Origin of the sequence: Pseudomonas sp. VS40, assembly GCF_018587885.1 — a bacterium.
GTDB classification, from domain to species: Bacteria; Pseudomonadota; Gammaproteobacteria; order Pseudomonadales; family Pseudomonadaceae; genus Aquipseudomonas; species Aquipseudomonas pergaminensis.
In genome coordinates this window covers 357,449-382,415 of sequence record NZ_JAGYWD010000004.1, presented here as the reverse complement: position 1 = coordinate 382,415, position 24,967 = coordinate 357,449, and the positions used below count along the sequence as shown (strand labels likewise).

Here is a 24,967-nt window from a genome sequence, read left to right as displayed (position 1 = left end):
TTTAAGGATCTGAACCGTGATTGGACGCTTGCGCGGCACCCTGGCTGAGAAACAGCCGCCGCACCTGATTCTGGATGTAAATGGGTTGGGGTATGAGCTGGAAGTGCCCATGACCACCCTGTATCGCTTGCCGTCGGTCGGTGAGCCGATAACGCTGCACACACATTTGGTGGTGCGCGAAGACGCGCAACTACTCTATGGTTTCATTGGCAAGCGCGACCGCGACTTCTTCCGCGAGCTGATCCGCCTCAATGGGGTCGGGCCGAAACTGGCCCTGGCCCTGATGTCGAGCCTGGAAGTGGATGAGCTGGTGCGTGCCGTCTCGGCCCAGGATACCTCGGCGCTGACCAAGGTGCCGGGCGTCGGCAAGAAGACCGCCGAGCGCCTGTTGGTGGAGCTCAAGGACCGCTTCAAGGCCTGGGAAGTCGTACCGAGCATGTTTGCCCTGGTGCCGAACCAGCCGGACATGCCGGCCGGCCAGGTCGCCAGTGCCGAAAGCGATGCGGTCAGCGCGCTGATTTCCCTGGGCTACAAGCCGCAGGAAGCCAGCAAGGCCGTATCGGCCATCAAGGACAAGAACCTGAGCAGTGAAGACATGATCCGCCGCGCCCTGAAGGGAATGATTTAAGTGATTGAAGCTGATCGTCTGATTGCAGCCACCGGCCCACGCGACCGTGAAGAGGTCCAGGACCGCGCCATCCGCCCCCTGAGCCTCGCCGAATACATCGGCCAGCCCACCGTGCGCGAGCAGATGGAGTTGTTCATCCAGGCTGCGCGCGGGCGCAGTGAGTCTTTGGATCACACACTGATCTTCGGCCCGCCGGGCCTGGGCAAGACCACCCTGGCCAACATCATTGCCCAGGAAATGGGCGTGTCGATCAAGTCCACCTCCGGCCCGGTGCTGGAGCGTCCGGGGGATCTGGCGGCGTTGCTGACCAACCTCGAGCCCCATGACGTGCTGTTTATCGACGAGATCCACAGGCTCTCGCCGATCGTCGAGGAAGTGCTGTACCCGGCCATGGAAGACTTCCAGCTCGACATCATGATCGGCGAAGGCCCGGCGGCCCGCTCGATCAAGCTCGATCTGCCGCCATTCACGCTGGTCGGCGCCACGACCCGTGCAGGCATGCTGACCAACCCGCTGCGAGACCGTTTCGGCATTGTTCAACGTCTAGAGTTCTATAGCACGGCCGACCTGGCGACCATTGTCAGCCGTTCGGCAAGCATCCTCGGCTTGCCCCTGGACCCGGAAGGCGCGTTTGAAATTGCCCGTCGGGCCCGTGGCACGCCACGGATTGCCAACCGCTTGCTGCGCCGTGTGCGCGATTTTGCCGAAGTGCGGGCCAAGGGGCATATCACCAAGGCCGTGGCCGACCTGGCATTGAACCTGCTGGACGTGGACGAGCACGGCTTCGATCACCAGGATCGACGTCTACTCTTGACCATGATCGAGAAGTTCGACGGTGGCCCGGTGGGTGTCGATAGCCTGGCGGCGGCCATCAGTGAGGAGCGCCACACCATTGAGGATGTGCTGGAGCCGTACCTGATCCAGCAGGGCTACATCATGCGCACGCCACGGGGGCGGGTGGTGACGCGCCACGCCTATCTGCACTTCGGGTTAAACATTCCGTCACGATTGGGCGAGATGCCCGTGGTAGACGAATTCCTCGATGCAGTGGACGATTAAAAGCTTCACGCAAGTCGATTTATTCGATGTTTGTGCTGTCCTAGTGGCTGGTGTCGTCATTCAGTCACTGGAAATGTTTCAGCGTATGAAAAAACAGTTGCGAGCCGGATTGGCAACCTGAGGAGTAAGCACTAGAGTATGCGCGCGCAAAACGGGGATCAGTCGTTCGCACATCGCTGTCGCGTTTATTACGAGGACACCGATGCCGGCGGCATCGTGTATTACGTCAACTACCTCAAGTTCATGGAGCGGGCTCGAACCGAGCGGCTACGGGAGCTGGGCTTTGCCCAATCCGAGCTGGCAGGGGAGGACCTGTTATTCGTCGTGCATTCCAGCGAGGCGCGGTATCACGCGCCGGCGCGATTGGACGACGAATTGTTGGTAAGCGCTGAAGTAATCGAATTGAACCGTGTCAGCCTGCGTTTCAAGCAGCAGGTCAGGCGGGCAACGGATGCAACGCTGCTCTGTGAGGGGCAGTTCCTGGTGGCCTGTGTGCGCACCAATAGTTTGAAACCCCGGGCCATTCCCGAAGCTCTACGTGCGGCCTTTGCCGATGTAAGCGGCGCGGGTAAACAATCAAAGCAGGAGATTTAGCGTGGAACCTACCGTCGTCGACCATTCCTCCATGTGGAGCCTGGTCAGCAATGCCAGTGTTGTGGTTCAACTGGTCATGCTGACCCTGGTAGCCGCATCGGTTACCTCTTGGGTCATGATTTTTCAGCGCAGCAACCTGCTGCGTGCCGGTCGACGTGCCTTGGAGAGCTTTGAAGAGCGCTTCTGGTCAGGTATCGACCTGTCCAAGCTGTACCGCCAGGCCGGCAGCAATCCGGACCCGGATTCGGGCGTCGAGCAGATCTTCCGCGCCGGTTTCAAGGAATTCTCCCGTCTGCGCCAGCAGCCAGGCGTTGACCCGGAAGCGGTCATGGAAGGCGTGGCCCGTGCCATGCGCGTGGCCATTTCCCGCGAAGAAGAAAAGCTTGAGCAAAGCTTGCCGTTCCTCGCCACCGTTGGTTCCGTGAGCCCGTACATCGGTCTGTTCGGTACTGTGTGGGGGATCATGAACTCCTTCCGTGGCCTGGCCCAGGCGCAGCAAGCGACCCTGGCCACCGTAGCCCCGGGTATCGCCGAAGCCCTGATCGCCACCGCGATTGGCCTGTTCGCTGCTATCCCCGCAGTAATTGCCTACAACCGTTTTGCCGCCCGCGGCGAAAACCTGATTGGCCGTTACTACACCTTCGCCGATGAATTCCAGGCGATCCTGCACCGTAAAGTGCACACCAGCGAAGAATAAGCAGGTACCTCCCGATGGCTTTAATCACTCGAGCTCGAACCAAGCGTAAGCCGGTCGCCGAGATGAACGTAGTGCCTTACATCGACGTGATGCTGGTGCTGCTGGTTATCTTCATGGTGACCGCGCCGATGCTCAACCAGGGTGTGAAGGTTGATCTGCCCAAGGTTTCCAGCGAAGCCTTGCCCCAGGACAACAACACCCAGGTGCTGACCATTTCGATCAAGTCCGACAAGACCTATTACTGGAACCTTGGCAGCGAAGTCGACACTCAGAAGCAGCAGGACAAGGCCCTGACCTTGCCGGCGATGACCGACGCGGTGACCAAGATCATTCGTTCCGGCAACGAAGGCGGCAAGCACACCCAGGTGTTCATCCGCGGTGACAAGGCGGTCGACTACGGCTCCGTCATGGGTGCCATGGGCGGGCTGCAGAAGGCCGGCGTGGGTAACGTTGGCTTGATTACCGAGGCGCCCTGATGCAGCAACAGCGAGAGCCGTCCGCCTCGGAAAGCTACTTCTGGCCTAGCGTCTGGGCAATTGCCCTGCACGTCCTGGTGTTTGGCATGCTGTTCGTCAGCTTTGCCATGACCCCGGACCTGCCGCCAGCCAAGCCGATCGTGCAGGCGACCCTGTATCAGCTGAAATCGAAAAGTCAGGCCACCACCCAGACCAATCAGAAGATTGCGGGTGAGGCCCAGAAGTCGGCTGCGCGCCAGACTGAAGTCGAGCAGATGGAACAGAAGAAGGTCGAGCAGGAAGCGGTGAAGGCTGCTGCGGAACAAAAGAAAGAAGAGGCGGCTCAAAAGGCCGAGGAATCGAAAAAGGCTGACGAAGCCAAGAAGGCTGACGAGGCGAAAAAGGCTGATGAAGCCAAGAAAGCCGAGAAAGCTGCCGAAGCGAAAAAGGCCGAAGAGAAACAATTGGCTGATATAGCCAAGAAGAAGTCTGAAGAAGAAGCCAAAAAAGCGGCTGAAGAAGAGGCCAAGAAAAAGGCTGCTGAAGACGCCAAGAAGAAAATAGTCGAAGACGCGAAGAAAAAAGCCGCCGAAGACGCCAAGAAAAAAGCTGAAGCAGACGAGGCGAAGAAAAAAGTCGCCGACGACGCGAAGAAGAAAGCTGCCGCCGACGCCCAGAAGAAAAAGGCCCAGGAAGCAGCGCGCAAATCCGCCGAAGAGAAAAAGGCCCAGGCCTTGGCAGATTTGCTCTCCGACACGCCGCAGCGTCAGCAAGCCTTGGCCGATGAGCGTGGTGATGAAGTCGCGGGCAGTTTCGACGACCTGATTCGAGCGCGGGCAGCAGAAGGCTGGACACGTCCACCTTCGGCGCGCAAAGGCATGACAGTAGTGCTGCAGATCGGCATGTTGCCGGACGGTACGGTGACTTCGGTCAGCGTGTCCAAGTCCAGTGGTGACGGTTCGTTCGACAGTTCGGCGGTTGCCGCGGTCAAGAACATTGGCCGGTTGACCGAGATGCAGGGAATGAAACCAAGCGACTTCGCTCCCTATCGTTCATTCAAGATGACATTCACACCTGAGGATCTAGCCTTGTGAGAAACCTTCTTCGAGGAATGCTTGTCGTTATTTGCTGTATGGCAGGGATAGCGGCGGCGGATGAAAAGAACATCCTGGTTACCAGCGGTAGCGATCGGGCCACCCCGATCGCCGTAGTACCGTTCGGTTGGCAGGGCGGCAGCGTGCTGCCGGACGACATGGCCCAGATCGTCAGCGACGACCTGCGCAACTCCGGTTACTACGCACCGATTCCGAAAGGCAATATGATCAGCCAGCCAAACCAGGCCAGCGAAGTCGTGTTCCGTGACTGGAAAGCCGTTGGTGCGCAGTACCTGATGGTCGGCAACATCACGCCGGCCGGCGGTCGCCTGCAAATCACCTACACCTTGTTCAACGTGGCAACCGAGCAGCAGGTCTTGACCGGCAGCGTCTCGGGCACTGCTGAGCAGATCCGCGACATGGCCCACTACATCTCGGACCAGTCGTTTGAAAAGCTCACCGGTATCAAGGGTGCGTTCTCGACGCGTCTGCTTTACGTAACGGCTGAGCGTTTCTCTGTAGACAACACTCGTTACACTTTGCAGCGCTCGGACTACGACGGTGCACGGGCTGTGACCTTGCTCCAATCCCGTGAGCCAATCCTGTCGCCGCGCTTCGCGCCGGACGGCAAGCGTATTGCCTACGTGTCCTTCGAGCAGAAGCGTCCGCGTATCTTCGTCCAGCACATCGATACTGGCCGTCGTGAGCAGATCACCAACTTCGAAGGCCTCAATGGCGCACCGGCCTGGTCGCCGGATGGTTCGCGCCTGGCGTTCGTGCTCTCGAAGGATGGCAACCCGGACATCTACGTGATGAACATGGCTTCGCGCCAGATCACTCGCGCAACCAGCGGCCCGGGTATCAATACCGAACCGTTCTGGGGCAAGGACGGTTCGACCATCTACTTCACCTCTGACCGCGGCGGCAAGCCACAGGTCTACAAGGCGAACGTGAATGGTGGTGGGGCAGAGCGTGTTACTTTTATCGGTAACTACAACGCCAACCCTAAGCTTTCGGCCGATGAAAAGACGTTGGTGATGATTCACCGTCAGGATGGTTTCACTAATTTCCGGGTTGCGGCCCAGGATTTGCAGCGCGGAACCGTAAAAATCCTCACAGATACCAACCTTGATGAGTCAGCCACTGTTGCGCCCAACGGCACCATGGTAATCTACGCCACCCGCCAGCAGGGCCGGGGAGTCTTGATGCTCGTGTCCATAAATGGACGCGTAAGGCTCCCACTTCCTACCGCACAAGGCGAAGTCAGAGAACCATCCTGGTCCCCTTACCTGAACTGACGCGGCGCTACAAAAAGAAGTACTTAACACACTGGGGTTCATTAGGAGTTTCACGATGGAAATGCTGAAGTTTGGTAAGTTTGCTGCTCTGGCTCTGGCTCTGTCCGTAGCCGTTGGTTGCTCGTCTAAAGGCGGCGACAATGCCGGTGAAGGCGCAGCTGTTGATCCAAACGCTGGTTACGGCGCTAACACTGGTGCGGTTGACGGCTCCCTGAGCGAAGAAGCTGCTCTGCGCGCTATCACCACTTTCTACTTCGAATACGACAGTTCGGACCTGAAACCAGAAGCCATGCGCGCTCTGGACGTTCACGCGAAGGACCTGAAAGCTAACGGCGCTCGCGTTGTTCTGGAAGGTAACACCGACGAACGTGGTACTCGTGAGTACAACATGGCACTGGGCGAGCGTCGTGCGAAAGCCGTTCAGCGCTACCTGGTACTGCAAGGTGTTGCTCCAGGCCAACTGGAACTGGTTTCCTACGGTAAAGAGCGTCCAGTTGCTACTGGCCACGACGAGCAGTCCTGGGCTCAAAACCGTCGCGTCGAACTGCGTAAGTAATTCGTCATGCGAACGTGCCGTCGTGCTCTAACTGTATTGGCTCTCAGCCTCGCACCGCTTGCGGTGTGGGCTGCGGTTCCTGTGGAAGATAGCAACTCTGGCTATAACAATAGCGGGAGCAGTTATCCGCCAGCGGGTTATGGCACGAACGGCGCCTATGCGGGGGGAGCGGCTACGTCCGCTCCCTCGGCACAGGGCGAACTGTTCAACCAGCTGCAACGCATGCAGGATCAATTGGCGCAGCAACAAGGCACCATTGAAGTACTGCAGAACCAAGTGAACCAACTGAAGCAAGAAGGCCTGGAACGTTACCAGGATCTTGATCGACGCATTGGAGCCGGCGTTCAACCTGCCGCAACTCCTGATAATTCTTCTGCCGGTGGCGCGCCAAGCGCTGCTGCCGGTGGTGCAGCAGCAGGGGCGGCTGCCAGCCAAGCCCCTGCCGCGAGCAGCGAACCGGGTGATCCGGCGAAGGAAAAGCTGTATTACGATGCAGCCTTCGACCTGATCAAAGCCAAGGATTTCGATAAGGCCAGCCAGGCATTTACCGCTTTCCTGCGTAAATACCCGAACAGCCAGTACGCGGGCAACGCCCAATACTGGTTGGGTGAAGTCAACCTGGCCAAGGGTGATCTACAGGGCGCGGGCCAGGCATTTGCCAAGGTCAGCCAGCTGTACCCCAAGCACGCCAAGGTGCCGGATTCGCTGTATAAACTCGCTGACGTAGAACGCCGCCTGGGTCATACCGACAAGGTCAAAGGCATTCTGCAGCAGGTGGTGGCCCAGTATCCTGGGACTTCCGCTGCCCAGTTGGCCCAGCGGGACCTGCAACGCTTGTAGGCAATGCAGCCCGTTTAGAAGAAACCCGCGCCTGGCGCGGGTTTTTTCGTTAGAATCCACGCCCTTTTATGAAACACGCTTTTTGGGGTCTACGCGTTGGCGGGGTCCCTCAAAGTGCCTGACGGAGGCGGACAGCCTGTTTAGCTGTTACGCCCGTGGCGACTATGCAAGACACATTACGTATTACCGAAGTTTTTTACTCGTTGCAGGGTGAAACGCGGACGGCTGGCCTGCCCACAGTATTTGTGCGCCTGACCGGTTGCCCTTTGCGTTGCCAATACTGTGACAGCGCCTACGCCTTCAGTGGCGGCACGGTGCGCACTCTTGATGACATCCTGGAGCAGGTTGCCGGCTACAAGCCGCGCTACGTCTGCGTGACCGGCGGTGAGCCGCTCGCCCAGCCCAATGCCATCCCATTGCTCAAACAACTGTGTGACGCCGGCTATGAGGTTTCCCTGGAGACCAGTGGCGCCCTGGACATCTCAGCGGTCGATCCCCGTGTAAGCCGTGTGGTCGACCTCAAGACCCCAGGCTCCAAGGAAGCGCACCGTAATCGCTACGAGAACATCGAGCTGCTGACGGCCAATGACCAGGTCAAGTTTGTTATCTGTTCGCGCGATGACTACGACTGGGCGAATTCCAAGTTGATTCAATACGGGTTGGACCGTCGCGCAGGTGAAGTACTGTTTTCACCCAGCCATCATGACCTGAATGCCCGTGACCTCGCCGATTGGGTGGTCGCGGACAACCTACCGGTGCGCCTGCAATTGCAGCTGCATAAATACCTTTGGAACGACGAGCCAGGACGCTGATATGACTGAGCACACCATGGATCAAAAACGCGCGGTAATCCTGCTGTCTGGCGGTCTCGACTCCGCCACGGTGGTTGCCATGGCGCAGGCGCAAGGCTATAGCTGCTACACCATGAGCTTCGACTACGGCCAGCGTCATCGCGCCGAACTGAACGCGGCTGCCCGCGTCGCCCGTGACATGGGGGTGGTCGAACACAAGGTGATCGGCCTGAACCTCAATGGTATTGGCGGCTCTGCCCTGACCGACAGCAGCATCGACGTGCCAGAAACCCCCGGCGAAGGCATCCCGGTGACTTACGTGCCAGCGCGTAACACGGTGTTCCTGTCCCTCGCCCTTGGCTGGGCAGAAGTGCTCAACGCCCGCGATATCTTTATCGGCGTCAACGCGGTGGATTATTCCGGCTACCCGGACTGCCGCCCAGAGTTCGTCGAGTCGTTCGAGCGCATGGCCAACCTGGCGACCAAGGCCGGTGTAGAAGGGCAGGGCTTCCGTATCCTGGCGCCGCTGCAAAACCTCAGCAAGGCCGACATCGTCAAGGCGGGCGTAGGACTTGGCGTCGATTATTCGCTGACTGTTTCCTGCTATCAGGCAGACGATGACGGCCGTGCTTGTGGGAAATGCGACAGCTGCCGACTGCGTGCAGAAGGCTTTCAAGCCGCCGAAATTACTGACCCAACGCGTTATTTCTGATTTATTTCAAATAAGGTGTTGAATAATCCTTAGAAATCAGTATTATACGCGCCACCACACAGCGGGTCGTTAGCTCAGTTGGTAGAGCAGTTGGCTTTTAACCAATTGGTCGTAGGTTCGAATCCCACACGACCCACCATTTTTGGCGGTTTAGAAAATCCGGAAGGCCCACGCAAGTGAGGATTTCCGGGTTTTTTTTTGCCTGCCTGAAAACACATCGAGCCCCAGGTGAATGAAAAGCCTGGGGCTTTCTTGTATCTGTGCCAGGGTGAAGCGTTCGCCAAAACCAATGGGTCACAATCGGGTTTAAAGGTCATTACGTGAAACGAAAAAACAGCCAAAGTCTTTGAAATACATATAATTGTCCGACAATTCCACACATGAAAAACTCTTCATAAACCCCCCGCTCGAACGTTGGTAGCTTCCTCGTCGCTGCCCCACAATTCGAGTCCTAATAATGAATAACAAAACTCTTAAAGGCGCCTTGGCGCTCGCCGTTTCCCTTGCCTCAACCCAACTGCTTGCCGGTGGTTTCGCGCTCAATGAACAAAGCATCAGTTCAATGGGCACGGGCTACGCGGGTCGCTCCTCCTCGGCCGAAGACGCCAGTACAGTGTTCGGCAACCCCGCCGGCATGTCGCGCCTGAAGCAGAATGAAGTCAGCCTCGGCGCGACTTACCTCGACGCCAAAACCAACATCAAGGACGCCAGTTCCTCGCAGTTCGGTGCCAACAACCCAGGCACTAACAAGGGCGACATGGTGCCCGGCATTGCCGTGCCGATGGGCTACCTGGTCACGTCCATCGATGAGCACTGGGCGTTCGGCCTGGGCATCTACGCGCCGTTCGGCTTGGTGACCGACTATGAGCACAGCTTCCAGGGCAATGGCTTTGGCAACAAGAGCAAGGTGTCGGTCATCACCGTGCAGCCCACCGTCAGCTACGCGTTCAACGACAAGATTTCGGTAGGCTTTGGCCCGACCTTTAACCGCATCAGCGGCGAGCTGGATTCCAATGTGCCACTGGGTGGTGGCGCTGGCGAAAGCGTGAAAGTCAAAGGTGATGACAACGCCACCGGGTTCAACGCCGGTATTCTCGTGCAACCCCTCGACAGCACGCGCATTGGCGTGACCTACCACTCGCAGGTGGTGTACCACCTCAGCGGCAAGACCCATGCGTCCGGCTTGATTTCCGATGCATTCGACGGCGGGCCGCAGAAGTATGACGCCAGCCTGGACGTGACCACGCCTTCGTCCGTGGATTTCTCGGTCACCCATCAATTGAATGACGATTGGACCCTCTACCTTGGCAGCACCTACACGCGTTGGAGCCAGTTGAAGAAGATCACCATCAACAACGACGGTGTCTCCGACCTCACCGCTCAATTCGGCGGCTTGGGCTCGATCACCGAGCAACAGCACTGGCATGACACATGGTCCCACGCCATCGGCGCGGCGTACCGGGTCAACAAAGAGCTGGTGCTGCGCACCGGTTTCTCGGTGGACCAGACGCCGACCAACAACACCGACCGCTCCGTGCGGATTCCTACGGGTGACCGCACGGTGTTCAGCCTGGGCGCCGGCTGGACGCCCGTCGACAACCTGACCTTCGACGTGGCGTATTCCTACCTCAAGGAAGAACCGATCAAGGTGCGGCAGAACCTTTCCCAGGTTGGCCTGACCTACGATGCCAAATATGAAAACAGCGCCAATGGCTTTGGTGGGTCGGTGACTTACCGCTTCTGATCTCTGCGAAACAGCAAAGAGCCTGTGGTAAAAAAGGGAGACTCCAACCCTGGCGTTTCCCTTTTTTTTGCCCGACAGATACGCCGGCGAATTCCAGATTTGGCTTTTGAAACCCTTGGATATTCTGTAGCCTTGCGCAGCTTCATCCCTAACCGTGCTTGATGAACACAATCACTTCGTCCGGCGGCGCCCGAAGGGCTCCAGAGCCGGTGGTACACTCGACTTTCGCGCAACTGCGCCTGCAGGTCTTGCGAACATGACGCAAATTTCCGAACGCCTTCTGGTACAAGCCCACCTCGACGCCAAGCAGCCCAAGGCTCTCAGTGCTGACGAAGAGGCGAGCCTGCGTACCGCCATCGCCGCCGAGCTCAAGGCTCAGGACGCGGTGCTGGTTGCCCACTTCTATTGTGACCCGGTAATCCAGGCCCTGGCCGAAGAAACCGGTGGCTGTGTCTCCGATTCCCTGGAAATGGCCCGCTTCGGCGCCGCCCACCCAGCCAAGACCGTGCTGGTCGCAGGCGTGCGTTTCATGGGCGAGACCGCCAAGATCCTCACCCCCGAAAAACGCATCCTAATGCCGACCCTGGAAGCCACGTGCTCCCTGGACCTGGGTTGCCCGGTCGATGAGTTTTCGGCGTTCTGCGACCAGCATCCCGAGCGCACCGTGGTGGTCTACGCCAACACGTCCGCGGCGGTCAAGGCACGGGCGGATTGGGTGGTCACCTCCAGCTGCGCGCTGGAAATCGTCGAAAGCCTGATGGACAACGGTGAGACGATCATCTGGGGCCCGGACAAGCACTTGGGCACCTACATCCAGCGCCAGACCGGTGCCGATATGCTGCTTTGGGACGGTGCCTGCATCGTCCACGAAGAGTTCAAGTCCAAGCAGTTGGAAGACATGAAGGCGCTGTACCCGGATGCGGCCATCCTGGTGCACCCTGAGTCGCCGACGGCGGTCATCGAACTGGCGGACGCCGTGGGTTCGACCAGCCAGCTGATTGCCGCTGCCCAGCGCCTGCCGAACAAGACCTTCATCGTCGCCACCGACCGTGGCATCTTCTACAAGATGCAGCAGCTGTGCCCGGACAAGGTCTTCGTCGAGGCGCCTACTGCCGGCAACGGCGCCGCGTGCCGCAGTTGCGCACATTGCCCGTGGATGGCGATGAACACCCTGGAGCGCACGCTGCAGTGCCTGCGTGAGGGCAGCAACGAAATCTTCGTCGAGCCTTCCGTGATCCCCCACGCGGTGCGCCCGCTCAAGCGCATGCTGGATTTCACCCAGGCTGCCCGCCTCAAGCTCGCCGGCAACGCCTGACTCAAGGCGGGCTCAGTAAAAAATGTGGGAGGGGGCTTGCTCCCGATAACGGAGTGTCAGTCAGCTCATCTGCAACTGATACCCTGCTATCGGGAGCAAGCCCCCTCCCACATGTTGATTTCCTCTCGTCAGGGCGTTATTTCTTCTGCTTCGGAATCCGCACCAACTGCGTATCCGAATAGATGTCATGCCAGCTGCGTTTGCGCTTATCCACCAGCGACCAGATAAACCCCAGCCCCACGCACAACCACGACGCAATCGACACCACAAAGCGCAACAGCGCCTGCCACAGGCTGATGCGCGAGCCGTCAGCGTTCTGTACGCGCACGCCCCACACCTGCATGCCCAGGGTCTGCCCGGAATGGGTCCAGAACTTGGCAAAGAAGCCGAACAGCACGAACAATAGAATCGTCGACAACAACGGGTCGCCGTCCAGCGCGCCGGATTCGGTGAGGGTGCGCATCTTCGCCTCGCCGACAAACGCGATCCAGATCAGCTTGTAGATAAACGCCGTGACGATCAGCAGGGCAGTGCACAACAGGAAGTCATAGAACATCGCTGCCAGGCGACGGCCCAGGCCAACGGCGGGGAACTCGCCTTGGGGGCTCAGCAGGGGTTTTGACATGGCAGGGCTCTCTGGTTAAAAAAGCCATTTTACGAGCATACGCATATAAAAAAGCCCCTGATGTCACCATCAGGGGCTTTTTGTCGCAGCAAGGATCAGCCTTCTGCTTGTACTTCGTCAGCCTGCATGCCTTTCTGGCCTTGCACGGCTTTGAAAGTGACCTTTTGGCCTTCTTTCAGGCTCTTGAAGCCGTTGCCCTGAATAGCGCGGAAATGCACGAACAGATCCGGACCGCTTTCTGGAGTGATAAAACCAAACCCTTTTTCGTCGTTAAACCACTTGACGGTACCGCTCTGACGATCAGACATTTTCTTCTTTCCTTTGACGCTAAAAATTAATGACAGCCCCTTTCGCATGAAAGAGTACTGGGCTGGGTTGCAGGAAAGTAAGAGACGTCGAACGGGTTGTAGCGCAACTACTTCAGCTACTGCCCAGGTCCAGGTTCCAAGCGACCCATGCAAACACAGTGGATAAACTCTACGCCAACTAATAGAGAAAAAACAAGCCCTGCCAAAAGCCCAGCGTTTGCTGGGGCATATGACACTTGGGTGACTGTTGTGGATCCCGACTTATTCGATAGAGTTGATCACTTGTTATAGGTTGAACCTTATAAGAAAGACTATCGGCAGTGCACTGTTTTATGGCGGTTGCGTTACAGATTAGTGCACGTTAACGCAACCGCGTTACTTATAGAAACATCCAATCAGCCGCGGAAGTAACGTTGCGGTACAAATGGCATTTTACTTACACGAAGTGGCACCTTTTTCCCACGCACCAGCGCAGACACTTCAGTGTCCAGTGCGATAAATGCACTGTCCAGGTAACCCATTGCCAGCGGGCCACCCAATGTCGGGCCGAAACCACCGCTGCACACACTGCCGATCACGGTGCCGTCTGCGTCGACGATCTCTGCGCCTTCACGCACCGGCGTGCGCTCCTGTGGCAACAGGCCTACGCGTTTGCGGCTCACACCGGCTTGCTGCTGGGTGAAGATCTTGTCTGCACCTGGGAAGCCGCCAGCGCGCGCACCCTCGGCACGGCGGGCCTTGGAGATTGCCCACAGCAGGCTGGCTTCGATCGGTGTGGTGTCGGTGTTCATGTCGTGGCCGTACAGGCACAGGCCGGCTTCCAGGCGCAGCGAATCGCGGGCGCCCAAGCCGATGGCCTGCACTTCGGTCTCGGCCAGCAGGCTGCGGGCCAGGCTTTCGGCGTTGGCGGCGGGCACGGAGATTTCAAAGCCGTCCTCACCGGTGTAGCCCGAACGGCTGACGTAGCAGTCCACGCCCAGCAAGCGCAGGGAAGCGAACTGCATAAAGGTCATCTTGGTGACTTCCGGCGCCAGTCGCGCCAGCACCTTGACCGCCGCCGGACCCTGCAGGGCCAGCAGGGCGCGCTCTTCGAACAACGGCTCGATGGTGCATTGGTCGCCGATATGCTGACGCAGGTGCGCCAGGTCCTGGTCCTTGCAAGCGGCGTTGACCACCAGGAACAGCTCGTCGTTGCCCAGGTTCGCCACCATCAGGTCGTCGAGAATGCCGCCCTGGTCATTGGTGAACATCGCATAGCGCTGCATGCCGACCGGCAGGTCGATGATGTCGACCGGTACCAAGGTCTCCAGGGCCTTGGCGGCGTTCGCGCCCGTCAGGCGGATCTGGCCCATGTGGGAAACGTCGAACAGCCCGGCCTGATCACGGGTATGCAGGTGTTCTTTCATCACGCCCAGTGGGTATTGCACCGGCATGTCGTAGCCGGCGAAGGGCACCATGCGCGCGCCCAATTCGATGTGCAGGGCATGCAGAGGGGTTTTCAACAGGGTTTCGGTGGACATATTCAGCTCCTGAAAAACGTGCCGGCGCGACTTTGGGCGTCAGCACTCGATAATGTTGACCGCCAAACCGCCACGGGCGGTTTCCTTGTATTTGCTTTTCATGTCGGCGCCGGTCTGGCGCATGGTGCGGATGACCTTGTCCAGCGAGACGAAGTGTTGCCCGTCGCCACGCAGCGCCATGCGCACCGCATTGATCGCCTTGACCGAGCCCATGGCGTTGCGCTCGATGCAGGGCACCTGCACCAGGCCGCCAATCGGGTCGCAGGTGAGGCCGAGGTTGTGTTCCATGCCGATTTCGGCGGCGTTTTCCACCTGGGAAACGCTGCCGCCCAAGACTTCGCACAGCGCGCCGGCGGCCATGGAGCAGGCCACGCCGACTTCACCCTGGCAGCCGACTTCGGCACCGGAGATCGACGCGTTTTCCTTGTACAAAATGCCGATGGCGGCGGCGGTGAGCAGGAAGCGCACCACGCCGTCTTCATTCGCGCCCGGGATAAAGCGCATGTAGTAATGCAGCACCGCCGGCACGATCCCGGCGGCCCCGTTGGTCGGCGCCGTGACCACGCGCCCGCCGTTGGCGTTTTCCTCGTTGACCGCCAGGGCGTAGAGGTTGACCCAATCCAGCACCGACAGCGGATCGCGCAGCGCCGATTCCGGGTGCTTGCACAACTGGCGATGCAAGGCCGCGGCACGACGCTTGACCTTCAGGCCGCCAGGCAGGATCCCTTCGTTGCGACAGCCTGCGTCCACGCAGTCCTGCATCACCTGCCAGATCTTCAGCAGGCCGGCACGGGTTTCCGCTTCCGGGCGCCAGGCACTTTCATTGGTCAGCATCACTTGGCTGATGGACAACCCATAGGTGGTGCAATGGCCCAGCAGGTCCTTGGCGTGCTTGAAGGGGAAGGTCAATGGCGTGGCGTCTTCGACAATCCGGTCTGCGCCGGCGGCGTCTTCATCCACCACAAAACCGCCGCCCACCGAGTAGTACTCGCGGCTGCGGATCTGGATATTGGCGGCGTCGAAGGCACGGAAAATCATGCCGTTGGGATGATAGGCGAGGGGTTTGCGAATCATCGCCAGGTGTTCTTTCTCGTTGAACGCGATGCTGTGTTCGCCGAGCAGATTCAGGCGGCCGTCCTTGCGCATCTGCGCCAGGCGCGTTGCCACGGTTTCGGTATTCACGGTGTCCGGGTGTTCGCCTTCCAGCCCAAGCAGCACGGCCTTGTCGCTGCCGTGGCCTTTGCCGGTGGCGCCGAGCGAGCCATAGAGTTCCACCTTGATGCTGGTGGTGGTGCCCAGCAGGTTGTCGCGCTTGAGGCCCTCGACGAATCGGGCGGCGGCGCGCATCGGGCCGACGGTGTGGGAACTGGAGGGGCCGATGCCAATCTTGAACAGGTCGAACACGCTTAAAGACATGAGTTGTTCTCCGGTTTCTTATTATTTATCGAGTGCACTCGGTCCAATTGTGGGAGCGGGCTTGCTCGCGAATGCGGTGGTTCAGTCACCAGATGCATCAACTGACACTCCGCATTCGCGAGCAAGCCCGCTCCCACATTTTTGACCGTATTCACCCAGTCAGATCAGGCGTAACTCTCGATCGACGGGCATGCGCACACGAGGTTGCGATCGCCAAACACGTTGTCGACCCGGCCAACCGGCGGCCAGTACTTGCCTTCGATCAGCGAAGCAACCGGGTATACCGCCTGTTCACGGCTGTACGGGTGCGACCACTCACCGACCACTTCAGCGGCGGTGTGCGGCGCGTTTTTGAGCGGGTTGTCGTCCTTGTCCAGGGTGCCGTTTTCCACCGCGCGGATTTCTTCACGGATGGCGATCATGGCGTCACAGAAACGATCCAGTTCTTCCCGGGATTCGCTTTCGGTCGGCTCAATCATCAAGGTGCCGGCCACCGGGAACGACATGGTCGGCGCGTGGAAGCCGAAGTCGATCAGGCGCTTGGCCACGTCATCCACGCTGATGCCGCTGCTGTCCTTCAGTGGGCGCAGGTCGAGGATGCATTCGTGCGCCACCAGGCCGTTGCTGCCGGTGTAGAGCACTGGGTAGTGTTCTTCCAGGCGACGGGAAATGTAGTTGGCATTCAGGATCGCCAGTTGCGAAGCGCGCTTGAGGCCTGCGCCGCCCATCATGCTGATGTACATCCAGGTGATCGGCAGAATGCTCGCGCTGCCGAACGGGGCTGCACATACCGCGCCTTCCTTGCGTTCCATGGCGGCGTGGCCAGGCAGGAACGGCGCGAGGTGCGACTTGACGCCAATCGGGCCAACGCCCGGGCCGCCACCGCCGTGAGGGATGCAGAAGGTCTTGTGCAGGTTCAGGTGGGACACGTCGCCGCCGAACTTGCCCGGTGCGCACAGGCCGACCATTGCGTTCATGTTGGCGCCGTCGATGTACACCTGGCCGCCGTTGTCGTGGATGATGCCGCAGATTTCGCGGATGCCTTCCTCGAACACACCGTGGGTGGACGGGTAGGTGATCATCAATGCCGCGAGGTGGTCGCGGTGCTCGATGGCCTTGGCGCGCAGGTCTTCAATGTCCACGTTGCCACGGGCGTCACAGGCAGTCACGACGACGCGCATGCCCGCCATGTTGGCGGTGGCCGGGTTGGTGCCGTGGGCCGACGAGGGGATCAGGCAGATGTCGCGGCGCTCATCGCCACGGCTCTGGTGATAGGCGCGGATGGCCAGCAAACCAGCGTATTCACCTTGGGAGCCGGCGTTCGGTTGCAGCGAGATCGCGTCGTAACCGGTGGCCGCGCAGAGCATGGCTTCGAGGTCCGAGGTCAGTTGCAGGTAGCCGGCGCTTTGCTCGGCCGGGGCGAACGGGTGCAGGGCGCCGAATTCGGCCCAGGTCACGGGGATCATTTCGCTGGCGGCGTTGAGCTTCATGGTGCACGAGCCCAGCGGGATCATGGTGCGGTCCAGCGCCAGGTCCTTGTCGGCCAGCTTGCGCAGGTAGCGCATCAGCTCGGTTTCGGAGTGATAGCGGTTGAACACCGGGTGGCTGAGGACTGGCGACTGGCGCAGCAGCGCGGCCGGCAGGGTGCTGTCCACGTTGGCAGCGAAGTCCGGCAGGGCCTTGCCGTCGGCGAAGATCGCCCACAGGGTTTCAATGTCGGCCTGGGTGGTGGTTTCGTCCACCGACACACCCAGACGCTCGGCGTCTACCACACGCAGGTTGATGCGCTGGGCGCGGGCCTTGTCGTGCAGGGCGGCGGTGTTGGCGCCGGTGTTGAGGGTAATCGTGTCGAAGAAGTGTTGCTGCTCGACCTTCAAGCCCAGGGTGGTCAGGCCCTTGGCCAGGATCGCGGTCAGCTGGTGTACCCGTTGGGCGATCTGGGTCAGGCCTTTGGGACCGTGGTACACGGCGTACATGCTGGCAATGTTGGCCAGCAGTACCTGGGCGGTGCAGATGTTGCTGGTGGCTTTCTCGCGGCGGATATGTTGCTCGCGGGTCTGCATGGCCAGGCGCAGGGCCGGCTTGCCAAAACGGTCGACGGACACACCGACCAGACGGCCCGGCATGTCGCGCTTGAACGCATCCTTGGTGGAGAAATACGCCGCGTGCGGGCCACCAAAGCCCAGCGGCACGCCAAAGCGTTGCGCGCTGCCGATGGCCACGTCGGCGCCGAATTCACCTGGCGGGGTCAGCAGGGTCAGCGCCAGCAGGTCGGCAGCCACGGCTACCAGGGCGTTGGCGGCGTGGAAACGCTCGGCCAGCTCGCGGTAGTCGAATACATCACCGTTGCTGGCCGGGTATTGCAGCAGGGCGCCGAAGAACGCGCTGACGTCGGTCAGTTCGCGCTCATCGCCCACCACCACGTCGATGCCCAAGGGCTCGGCACGGGTACGCAATACATCGAGGGTCTGCGGGTGGCTGTGGACCGAAGCGAAGAAGGCGTTGCTGCCCTTGTTCTTGCTCAGGCGCTTGCAGAAAGTCATGGCTTCGGCGGCGGCGGTGGCTTCGTCCAGCAGGGAGGCGTTGGCGATCGGCAGGCCGGTGAGGTCGCTGATCAGGGTCTGGAAGTTCAGCAGCGCTTCGAGGCGGCCTTGGGAGATTTCTGGCTGGTACGGGGTGTAGGCGGTGTACCAGGCCGGGTTTTCCAGCAGGTTGCGCAGGATCGGCGACGGCGTGTGGCAGTTGTAGTAGCCCTGGCCGATGTAGGTCTTGAACAGTTGGTTTTTGCCGGCGATGGCCTTGATCTTGGCCAGGGCCTCGGCCTCGCTCAGGCCGTCTTCCAGGCCGAGCACGCTGGTGCCCTTGATGCTTTCCGGGATCACGCTGGCGCTCAAGGCCTCCAGGGAGTCGAAGCCCAGGCTGGCGAGCATGTGCTGCTCGTCTTGCTGGCGCGGGCCGATGTGGCGGGCGATGAATTCGTTGGCGGTAGTCAGATTAACGGTCATGGCGCGCTCCTCAAGCTTCAGCGTTGGCTTTGATCAGGCGGTCGTACGCATCCTGATCCAACAGCTTAGCCACTGCACTGGCATCAGCGGGTTTAAAGCGGAAGAACCAACCTTCGCCCATCGGGTCTTCGTTGACCAGTTCCGGGCTGCCGTCGAGTTTGTCGTTCACTTCGAGCACTTCACCGTCCAAGGGCATGTACACGCCGCTGGCGGCCTTGACCGATTCCACGGTGGACGCTTCAGCGCCCTTGTCGTAGGCCTGCAACTCCGGCAGTTGCACGAAAACCACATCACCCAGCGCGTTCTGCGCGAAAGCGGTGATACCCACGGTGACGCTGCCATCGGCTTCGGCGCGCAGCCATTCGTGATCTTCAGTGAAACGCAACTCGCTCATGGAAACTCCTCGGGGCCAGATTCGTCTGGTGGACGGGATTGGAATAATGGGGAGTTGCTTAGCAATATCGCGGCCAAGGTTGTTAAGTCGTTATAAATCAACGATTTAAATAAAACGGTTATGACGATATGCCAGTTCGCTGTAGCGATTTCGCTACACTCGGGCGCCTGAAAAAAAGCCTATGTGGATCAAAGCCTTGCATGGCGCGCAAAAAACAGGGTTGTAGCGATATCGTTCCACTGTAGCGCTTTCAGTACACTGGATGTCGTTCCTGGACCAAAACTTAACGCTCGAATTGCAATTCCTGTGGGAGCTGGCTTGCCTGCGATAGCGGTGGGCCTGGCCCACCGCTATCGCAGGCAAGCCAGCTCCCACATTTTGATCGGTACTCGGCTTCAGGGCTTATTTGGAATGCCGTATTTGCGCAGGCGATGGGCGATGGCCGTGTGCGAGGTCTGCAAGCGGCTAGCCAGTTGGCGGGTGGAGGGGTAGTGGGCGTAGAGCTTTTCCAGCAGGCTGCGTTCGAAATCTTCCATGGCCTGTTCCAGGCTGTCGACTTCGCCGTCGCCCTGGCGCGCCATCGAGGTGCCGGCAATGTCCAGGTCGCCGATGTCCACCAGGCTGCTTTCGCAAATGGCGGCGGCGCGGAAGATCACGTTCTGCAGTTGACGCACGTTGCCCGGCCAGCGGTTGCCCAGCAGCGCAGGGTAAGTGCCGGGTGCCAGGCGGCACACCGGGCGCTGGATCTGGGCGCAGGCCTGCTGCATGAAGTAACGCGCCAGTAAGAGGATGTCCTGGCCGCGTTCGCGCAGCGGCGGCACTTCGACATTCAGCACGTTGAGGCGGTAGAACAGGTCCTCGCGGAAGGTGCCCTCGCTGACCATTTTTTCCAGGTCGCGGTGGGTGGCGCTGAGGATGCGCACATTGACCTTCACTTCACGGTCGCCGCCGACGCGCCGGAAGCTGCCGTCATTGAGAAAACGCAGCAGCTTGGCCTGCAGGTACGGCGACATCTCGCCGATTTCATCGAGGAACACCGTGCCCTGGTTGGCCAGCTCCATCAGCCCCGGCTTGCCACCGCGTTGCGCGCCGGTAAAGGCGCCCGGTGCGTAGCCGAACAGCTCGCTCTCGGCGAGGTTCTCCGGCAGCGCCGCGCAGTTTAAGGCCAGGAACGGCGCACTGTGGCGCGCACTGATGGCGTGGCAGGCACGGGCGACCAGTTCCTTGCCGGTGCCGGTTTCGCCCTGGATCAGCAAGGGGGCATCCAACGCCGCCACACGTTGCGCACGGGCCTTGAGGGTGCGGATCACCGGGGACTCGCCCAGCAGCGCGTCAAAGCCTTCGGCATGGTCATGGTGCAGCGCCGACAGTTGTTCGCCGATGCGGTTGGGTTGGTAAAGGGTGAGCAGGGCGCCGGCGTCGGTGATCGGCGTGGCGTCCAGCAGCAGGGTCTGGCCGTTGACGCTGATCTCGCGCAGCGGCAAGCGAAAGCCGTGTTCCAGCAGGGTGTCCAGCAGCGCCGGGTCATTGAACAGCTCGCTGATGCTTTCCCCGGCCGGTTCACGACCGTACAGCGTGATCAGCGCCGGGTTGGCCAGCAGGATCTTGCCCGCACTGTCCAGCGCCAGTACCGGGTCGGTCATGGCGGCCAGCAGGGCGTCGAGTTGCAGATGGCGGCGTTGGCCGGGGAGGATGTCCACCACCGTGACCGCCTGCACGCCGTGCACGCTGAACAACGCACCGCGCAGTTCTTCCAATACGTCGGCGCTCAGGGTCGGGGCGTCGATGTAGACATTGGGCGGCACCATCTCCACCGCATCCAGGTTGAGATTGCGCCCACCGAGCAGGGCCAGGACTTCCTGGGTAATGCCGACGCGGTCGATGAAGCTGACGTGGATACGCATGGGACGGTTGTTGGTTCTGGCGTACTGAGGGTGGCCAGTATGCCTGACAGGTGATGGAGATCAAAAATGTGGGAGCGGGCTTGCTCGCGAATACGGTGGGTCAGTGAAAAAATTGCTGACTGACACACTGCATACGCGAGCAAGCCCGCTCCCACATTTGATTGTTGGTGCCTGGGAAATCGGGTTATTCGAGGTGTTCGGGCTTGACCGGATCGCCTGCCTTCACATCCAACTGATGCCGCACATCCTCGAACATCAGGTCGTACTGCTTGTGCATCGAGCCGTTCAACACAGCAATTTTCGGCATGCCGTATTTCTGCGCGATGTTCATCGCATGCCGGGCAAAGTCGAACGCCTGGTCCTTGGGCAGGAAAAACTCCTCCTTCAGGTCCTTGCCCTGCACCGAGCCATGCAGCTTGAACAGCATCCCCTTGCCTTCCTTGGGATCCTGGCTGACTTCGTAGTCGATGCACAGGTTGTAGCTGTAGTCATCCTTGTTCAGCGCGTGACGTTCAACGTGCAGGTGACCCGGTTCAAAGGTGGCCATAGGCGTATCTCCTCTACTTCACAGATAGGTGATGCCAGGTGTTGCCGTGCTGATGCGTGTGCCGGCGCTGCCCTGGACGATGGCTTCGATGTCCGAGAGTGAACCGATGACGGCGGTTTTGCCAGTCTGGCGGGCGAACTCGCAGGCGGCCTGGACCTTGGGACCCATGGAACCGGCGGCGAAGCCGAGTCTTTCGATGTCGTCGGGGTGGGCCTGGCCGATGGCTTTCTGGGTGGGTTTACCGTAGTCGATAAACGCCGCGTTGACGTCGGTGGCGATCACCAGCAAATCGGCTTTCAATTGTGATGCCAGCAGCGACGAACACAGGTCTTTGTCGATCACCGCTTCAATGCCGCGCAGCTTGCCGTCCTCGCCGTACATCGTCGGAATGCCGCCGCCGCCGGCACAAATCACGATACTGCCTTTGTCCAGCAGCCACGTGATCGGGCGAATTTCAAAGATGCGTTTGGGCCGTGGGCTGGCGACCACGCGGCGGTACTTGTCGCCATCCGGGGCAATCGCCCAGCCTTTTTCGGCGGCGAGTTTTTCGGCTTCGGCTTTGGAGTACACCGGGCCGATGGGCTTGGTCGGGTTCTGGAAGGCCGGGTCCTTGGCGTCCACTTCGACTTGGGTGAGCAGGGTGGCGAACGGCACTTCGAAGTCCAGCAGGTTGCCCAGTTCCTGTTCGATGATGTAGCCGATCATGCCTTCGGTCTCGGCGCCGAGCACGTCCAGCGGGTACGGCGACACCTGGGTGTAGGCCGCCGCCTGCAACGACAGCAGGCCGACTTGCGGACCATTACCGTGAGCGATCACCAGCTCGTTGCCGGCATGGATCTTGGCGATCTGTTCGGTGGCGATACGGATATTGGCGCGTTGGTTGTCCGCCGTCATGGGTTCACCACGGCGGAGCAGGGCGTTGCCGCCCAGGGCTACGACGATGCGCATACAGAATGTCCTTCTGAAAGTTCTGATGAAGGAACGCGGTTAATGTGGGAGCTGGCTTGCCTGCGATAGCATCACTGCAGCCTTCTTGAAAGACCGAGGTGCCTGCATCGCGGGCAAGCCCGGCTCCCACATTTGTCCTCATTGCCAACTAGAGGTTTAGATATCTGCGAGTGCCGACACCAGAATCGCCTTGATGGTATGCATGCGGTTCTCCGCCTGCTCAAACGCAATGTTGGCCGGCGACTCGAAGACGTCCTCGGTCACTTCCACGCCGTTTGCCAGGTTCGGATAACGCGCGGCGATGTCCTTGCCCACCTTGGTTTCGCTGTTGTGAAACGCCGGCAGGCAGTGCATGAACTTCACGCGCGGGTTGCCCGAGGCTTTCATCATCTTGGCGTTGACTTGGTACGGCAGCAGTTGCTCGATGCGCTCGTCCCACGCTTCCACCGGCTCGCCCATGGACACCCAGATATCGGTGTGGATGAAGTCCACGCCTTTCACCGCTTCCTTCGGGTCTTCGGTGATGGTGATACGCGCGCCGCTTTCTTCGGCAAATGCCTGGCATTGCTTGATGAAATCTTCGTGCGGCCATAGGGCTTTCGGCGCGCCGATGCGCACGTCCATGCCCAGCTTGGCGCCGATCATCAGCAGCGAGTTGCCCATGTTGTAGCGCGCGTCACCCAGGTAGGCGTAGCTGATGTCATGCAGCGGTTTGTCGCTGTGCTCGCGCATGGTCAGGGTGTCGGCGATCATTTGGGTCGGGTGGAATTCGGCGGTGAGGCCGTTGAACACCGGCACGCCGGCGAACTTGGCCAGCTCTTCGACGATCTCCTGCTCGAAGCCACGGTACTCGATGGCGTCGAACATCCGGCCCAATACGCGGGCGGTGTCTTTCATGCTTTCCTTGTGGCCGATCTGCGACGACACCGGGTCGATGTAGGTGACGTGGGCACCCTGGTCATGGGCCGCGACTTCGAACGCGCAGCGGGTGCGAGTCGAGGTTTTTTCGAAGATCAGTGCGATGTTCTTGCCCTTCAGGTGCGGACGCTCGGTGCCGGTGTACTTGGCGCGCTTGAGGTCGCGGGACAGGTCCAGCAGGTAGTGCAGCTCGCGGGTGGTGTGGTGCATCAGCGACAGCAGGCTGCGGTTGCGCATGTTGAAAGCCATGATGGATCTCCTTCTGTTTAGGTTATCCCCCTGGCCGACGCTTTATGGGCGACGGCCAAGGCCTGGAAATTAATAGTCGATAGGGTCGCGGATGATCGGGCAGGTCATGCAGTGGCCGCCGCCACGGCCCCGGCCGAGTTCGCCGGCGCTGATGGTGATGACTTCCACCCCGGCCTTGCGCAGCAGGGTGTTGGTGTAGGTGTTGCGGTCGTAACCGATCACCACGCCAGGCTCCACCGCCACCACGTTGTTGCCGTCGTCCCACTGCTCGCGCTCGGCGGCGAAGCTGTTGCCGCCGGTCTCGACCACACGCAGCGCCTTGAGGTTGAGGGCCGCGGCGACGGTTTCGAGAAAGTTGGTTTTCTCGCGCTGGATGTCGATGCCGTGTGGCTTGCTCTCATCCGGACGCAGGGTGAACGGTACGATTTGGTTGACCACTTCGGGGAAGATGGTGACCAGGTCGCGGTCGCAGAAGCTGAATACGGTGTCCAGGTGCATCGCCGCGCGTGACTTAGGCAGGCCGGCAACGATCACGCGTTCCACGGCTTTATTCTTGAACAGGTTGCGCGCCAGTTGGCCGATGGCCTGGTGCGACGAGCGCTCACCCATGCCGATCAACACCACACCGTTACCGATTGGCATGACGTCGCCGCCTTCCAGTGTGGAAGCGCCGTGTTCCTGATCCGGGTCGCCGTACCAGATCTGGAAGTCGGCGTTGGTGAACTCGGGGTGGAATTTGTAGATGGCCGAGGCCAGCAGGGTTTCCTGGCGTCGCGCCGGCCAGTACATCGGGTTGAGCGTCACGCCGCCGTAGATCCAGCAGGTGGTGTCGCGGGTGAACTGGGTGTTGGGCAGCGGCGGCAGGATGAAACTGGCGTGGCCGAGGAAGTCGCGGAACATCTCGATGGTCTTGCCACCGAAGCTGCTCGGCAGGTCATCGGCCGACACGCCACCGATCAGGAATTCGCTGATTTTGCGCGGCTCCAGGCTGCGCAACCACGAGCTCACTTCATCGACCAGGCCCAGGCCCACGGTGTTGGAGGTGATCTTGCGTTCCAGGATCCAGTCCAGCGCTTCGGGGATGGCAACGATGTCGGTCAGCAGGTTGTGCATTTCCAGCACATCAATGTCCCGCTCGCGCATCTTGGTCACAAAGTCGAAATGGTCGCGCTTGGCCTGGGCCACCCACAGCACGTCATCGAACAGCAGTTCATCGCAGTTGTTGGGGGTCAGCCGCTGGTGGGCCAAGCCTGGGGAGCACACCATGACTTTGCGCAGTTTGCCGGCTTCGGAATGTACGCCGTACTTCACTTTTTCCGTGGTCATTACAGATCCTCCAGTGAACAAAAG

The 24,967-nt window shown here is 60.1% G+C and carries 24 protein-coding genes and 1 tRNA gene; 14 read left to right on the top strand and 11 right to left on the bottom strand.

All coding sequences use genetic code 11. The annotated features are described in order from the left end of the window. The first annotated feature begins 16 nt into the window (after positions 1-16). The 14 genes from ruvA to nadA all read left to right on the top strand — a co-directional run bounded on the left by ruvA (position 17) and on the right by nadA (position 11,783). Positions 17-628, top strand: coding sequence for a Holliday junction branch migration protein RuvA (ruvA, locus tag KHP07_RS14565; protein WP_003175802.1), 612 nt, complete (start codon positions 17-19; stop codon positions 626-628). Continuing rightward, positions 629-1,687, top strand: a complete 1,059-nt coding sequence (gene ruvB, locus KHP07_RS14560; protein WP_003193867.1) for a Holliday junction branch migration DNA helicase RuvB — start codon at positions 629-631, stop codon at positions 1,685-1,687. 138 nt (positions 1,688-1,825) lie between these two features. Beyond that, entirely contained in the window at positions 1,826-2,281 is a 456-nt protein-coding gene (ybgC, locus tag KHP07_RS14555) for a tol-pal system-associated acyl-CoA thioesterase (protein ID WP_025854760.1), read from the top strand. A gap of 1 nt (position 2,282) precedes the next feature. Continuing rightward, positions 2,283-2,978: a protein TolQ gene (tolQ, locus tag KHP07_RS14550; protein ID WP_010208111.1), complete on the top strand. Its 696-nt coding sequence runs from the start codon at positions 2,283-2,285 to the stop codon at positions 2,976-2,978. Positions 2,979-3,001: 23 nt separating this feature from the next. Beyond that, positions 3,002-3,454: a protein TolR gene (gene tolR, locus KHP07_RS14545; protein ID WP_161634127.1), complete on the top strand. Its 453-nt coding sequence runs from the start codon at positions 3,002-3,004 to the stop codon at positions 3,452-3,454. After that, on the top strand, positions 3,454-4,527 hold the full coding sequence (gene tolA, locus KHP07_RS14540) for a cell envelope integrity protein TolA (protein WP_016975448.1): 1,074 nt from the start codon (positions 3,454-3,456) through the stop codon (positions 4,525-4,527). Before tolR ends, tolA begins: the two co-directional genes overlap by 1 nt. Positions 4,528-4,544: 17 nt before the next feature. After that, positions 4,545-5,825 (top strand): Tol-Pal system beta propeller repeat protein TolB, encoded by a 1,281-nt coding sequence (gene tolB / locus KHP07_RS14535; RefSeq protein ID WP_033898484.1) that lies wholly within the window; start codon positions 4,545-4,547, stop codon positions 5,823-5,825. A gap of 55 nt (positions 5,826-5,880) precedes the next feature. Continuing rightward, entirely contained in the window at positions 5,881-6,381 is a 501-nt protein-coding gene (gene pal / locus KHP07_RS14530; RefSeq protein WP_003209827.1) for a peptidoglycan-associated lipoprotein Pal, read from the top strand. Positions 6,382-6,387: 6 nt separating this feature from the next. Next, on the top strand, positions 6,388-7,221 hold the full coding sequence (gene ybgF / locus KHP07_RS14525; RefSeq protein WP_016975447.1) for a tol-pal system protein YbgF: 834 nt from the start codon (positions 6,388-6,390) through the stop codon (positions 7,219-7,221). Between the two features lie 164 nt (positions 7,222-7,385). Continuing rightward, entirely contained in the window at positions 7,386-8,033 is a 648-nt protein-coding gene (queE, locus tag KHP07_RS14520) for a 7-carboxy-7-deazaguanine synthase QueE (RefSeq protein WP_025854757.1), read from the top strand. Positions 8,034-8,049: 16 nt separating this feature from the next. Next, complete coding sequence (queC, locus tag KHP07_RS14515) at positions 8,050-8,724, top strand: 7-cyano-7-deazaguanine synthase QueC (protein ID WP_099494368.1); 675 nt, start codon at positions 8,050-8,052, stop codon at positions 8,722-8,724. 63 nt (positions 8,725-8,787) lie between these two features. Further along, positions 8,788-8,863, top strand: a tRNA-Lys gene (locus KHP07_RS14510). Between the two features lie 318 nt (positions 8,864-9,181). Next, positions 9,182-10,468, top strand: a complete 1,287-nt coding sequence (locus tag KHP07_RS14505) for an OmpP1/FadL family transporter (protein ID WP_214497403.1) — start codon at positions 9,182-9,184, stop codon at positions 10,466-10,468. A gap of 256 nt (positions 10,469-10,724) precedes the next feature. Continuing rightward, a complete protein-coding gene (nadA, locus tag KHP07_RS14500) occupies positions 10,725-11,783 on the top strand; it encodes a quinolinate synthase NadA (RefSeq protein WP_100492226.1) in 1,059 nt (352 codons plus the stop codon). A 136-nt stretch (positions 11,784-11,919) separates the two neighbouring features. On the opposite strand, the gene KHP07_RS14495 is transcribed toward nadA, so the two are convergent. The 11 genes from KHP07_RS14495 to arcA all read right to left on the bottom strand — a co-directional run bounded on the left by KHP07_RS14495 (position 11,920) and on the right by arcA (position 24,943). After that, a complete protein-coding gene (locus KHP07_RS14495; RefSeq protein WP_010208122.1) occupies positions 11,920-12,408 on the bottom strand; it encodes an RDD family protein in 489 nt (162 codons plus the stop codon). A gap of 95 nt (positions 12,409-12,503) precedes the next feature. Continuing rightward, complete coding sequence (locus KHP07_RS14490) at positions 12,504-12,716, bottom strand: cold-shock protein (RefSeq protein WP_034109143.1); 213 nt, start codon at positions 12,714-12,716, stop codon at positions 12,504-12,506. 395 nt (positions 12,717-13,111) lie between these two features. Then, positions 13,112-14,236, bottom strand: a complete 1,125-nt coding sequence (gene gcvT / locus KHP07_RS14485) for a glycine cleavage system aminomethyltransferase GcvT (protein ID WP_078050005.1) — start codon at positions 14,234-14,236, stop codon at positions 13,112-13,114. 39 nt (positions 14,237-14,275) lie between these two features. Further along, the gene (locus tag KHP07_RS14480) at positions 14,276-15,652 is read right to left on the bottom strand and encodes an L-serine ammonia-lyase (protein WP_099494287.1); all 1,377 of its coding nucleotides are present in this window, start codon (positions 15,650-15,652) and stop codon (positions 14,276-14,278) included. A gap of 164 nt (positions 15,653-15,816) precedes the next feature. Further along, positions 15,817-18,657 carry an aminomethyl-transferring glycine dehydrogenase gene (gcvP, locus tag KHP07_RS14475; RefSeq protein ID WP_214497402.1) on the bottom strand — a complete coding sequence of 947 codons (2,841 nt, stop codon included), beginning with the start codon at positions 18,655-18,657 and terminating at the stop codon, positions 15,817-15,819. A 10-nt stretch (positions 18,658-18,667) separates the two neighbouring features. Further along, complete coding sequence (gene gcvH, locus KHP07_RS14470) at positions 18,668-19,051, bottom strand: glycine cleavage system protein GcvH (RefSeq protein WP_015885597.1); 384 nt, start codon at positions 19,049-19,051, stop codon at positions 18,668-18,670. Positions 19,052-19,446: 395 nt separating this feature from the next. Continuing rightward, a complete protein-coding gene (gene gcsR, locus KHP07_RS14465; RefSeq protein WP_078050002.1) occupies positions 19,447-20,955 on the bottom strand; it encodes a transcriptional regulator GcsR in 1,509 nt (502 codons plus the stop codon). 184 nt (positions 20,956-21,139) lie between these two features. Further along, a complete protein-coding gene (locus tag KHP07_RS14460; RefSeq protein ID WP_078050001.1) occupies positions 21,140-21,502 on the bottom strand; it encodes a DUF5064 family protein in 363 nt (120 codons plus the stop codon). A gap of 18 nt (positions 21,503-21,520) precedes the next feature. Further along, positions 21,521-22,450, bottom strand: a complete 930-nt coding sequence (arcC, locus tag KHP07_RS14455) for a carbamate kinase (protein ID WP_078050000.1) — start codon at positions 22,448-22,450, stop codon at positions 21,521-21,523. A gap of 156 nt (positions 22,451-22,606) precedes the next feature. Next, positions 22,607-23,617 carry an ornithine carbamoyltransferase gene (locus KHP07_RS14450; protein WP_016973242.1) on the bottom strand — a complete coding sequence of 337 codons (1,011 nt, stop codon included), beginning with the start codon at positions 23,615-23,617 and terminating at the stop codon, positions 22,607-22,609. Between the two features lie 69 nt (positions 23,618-23,686). Then, a complete protein-coding gene (gene arcA / locus KHP07_RS14445) occupies positions 23,687-24,943 on the bottom strand; it encodes an arginine deiminase (RefSeq protein WP_099494289.1) in 1,257 nt (418 codons plus the stop codon). Positions 24,944-24,967 lie beyond the last annotated feature (24 nt).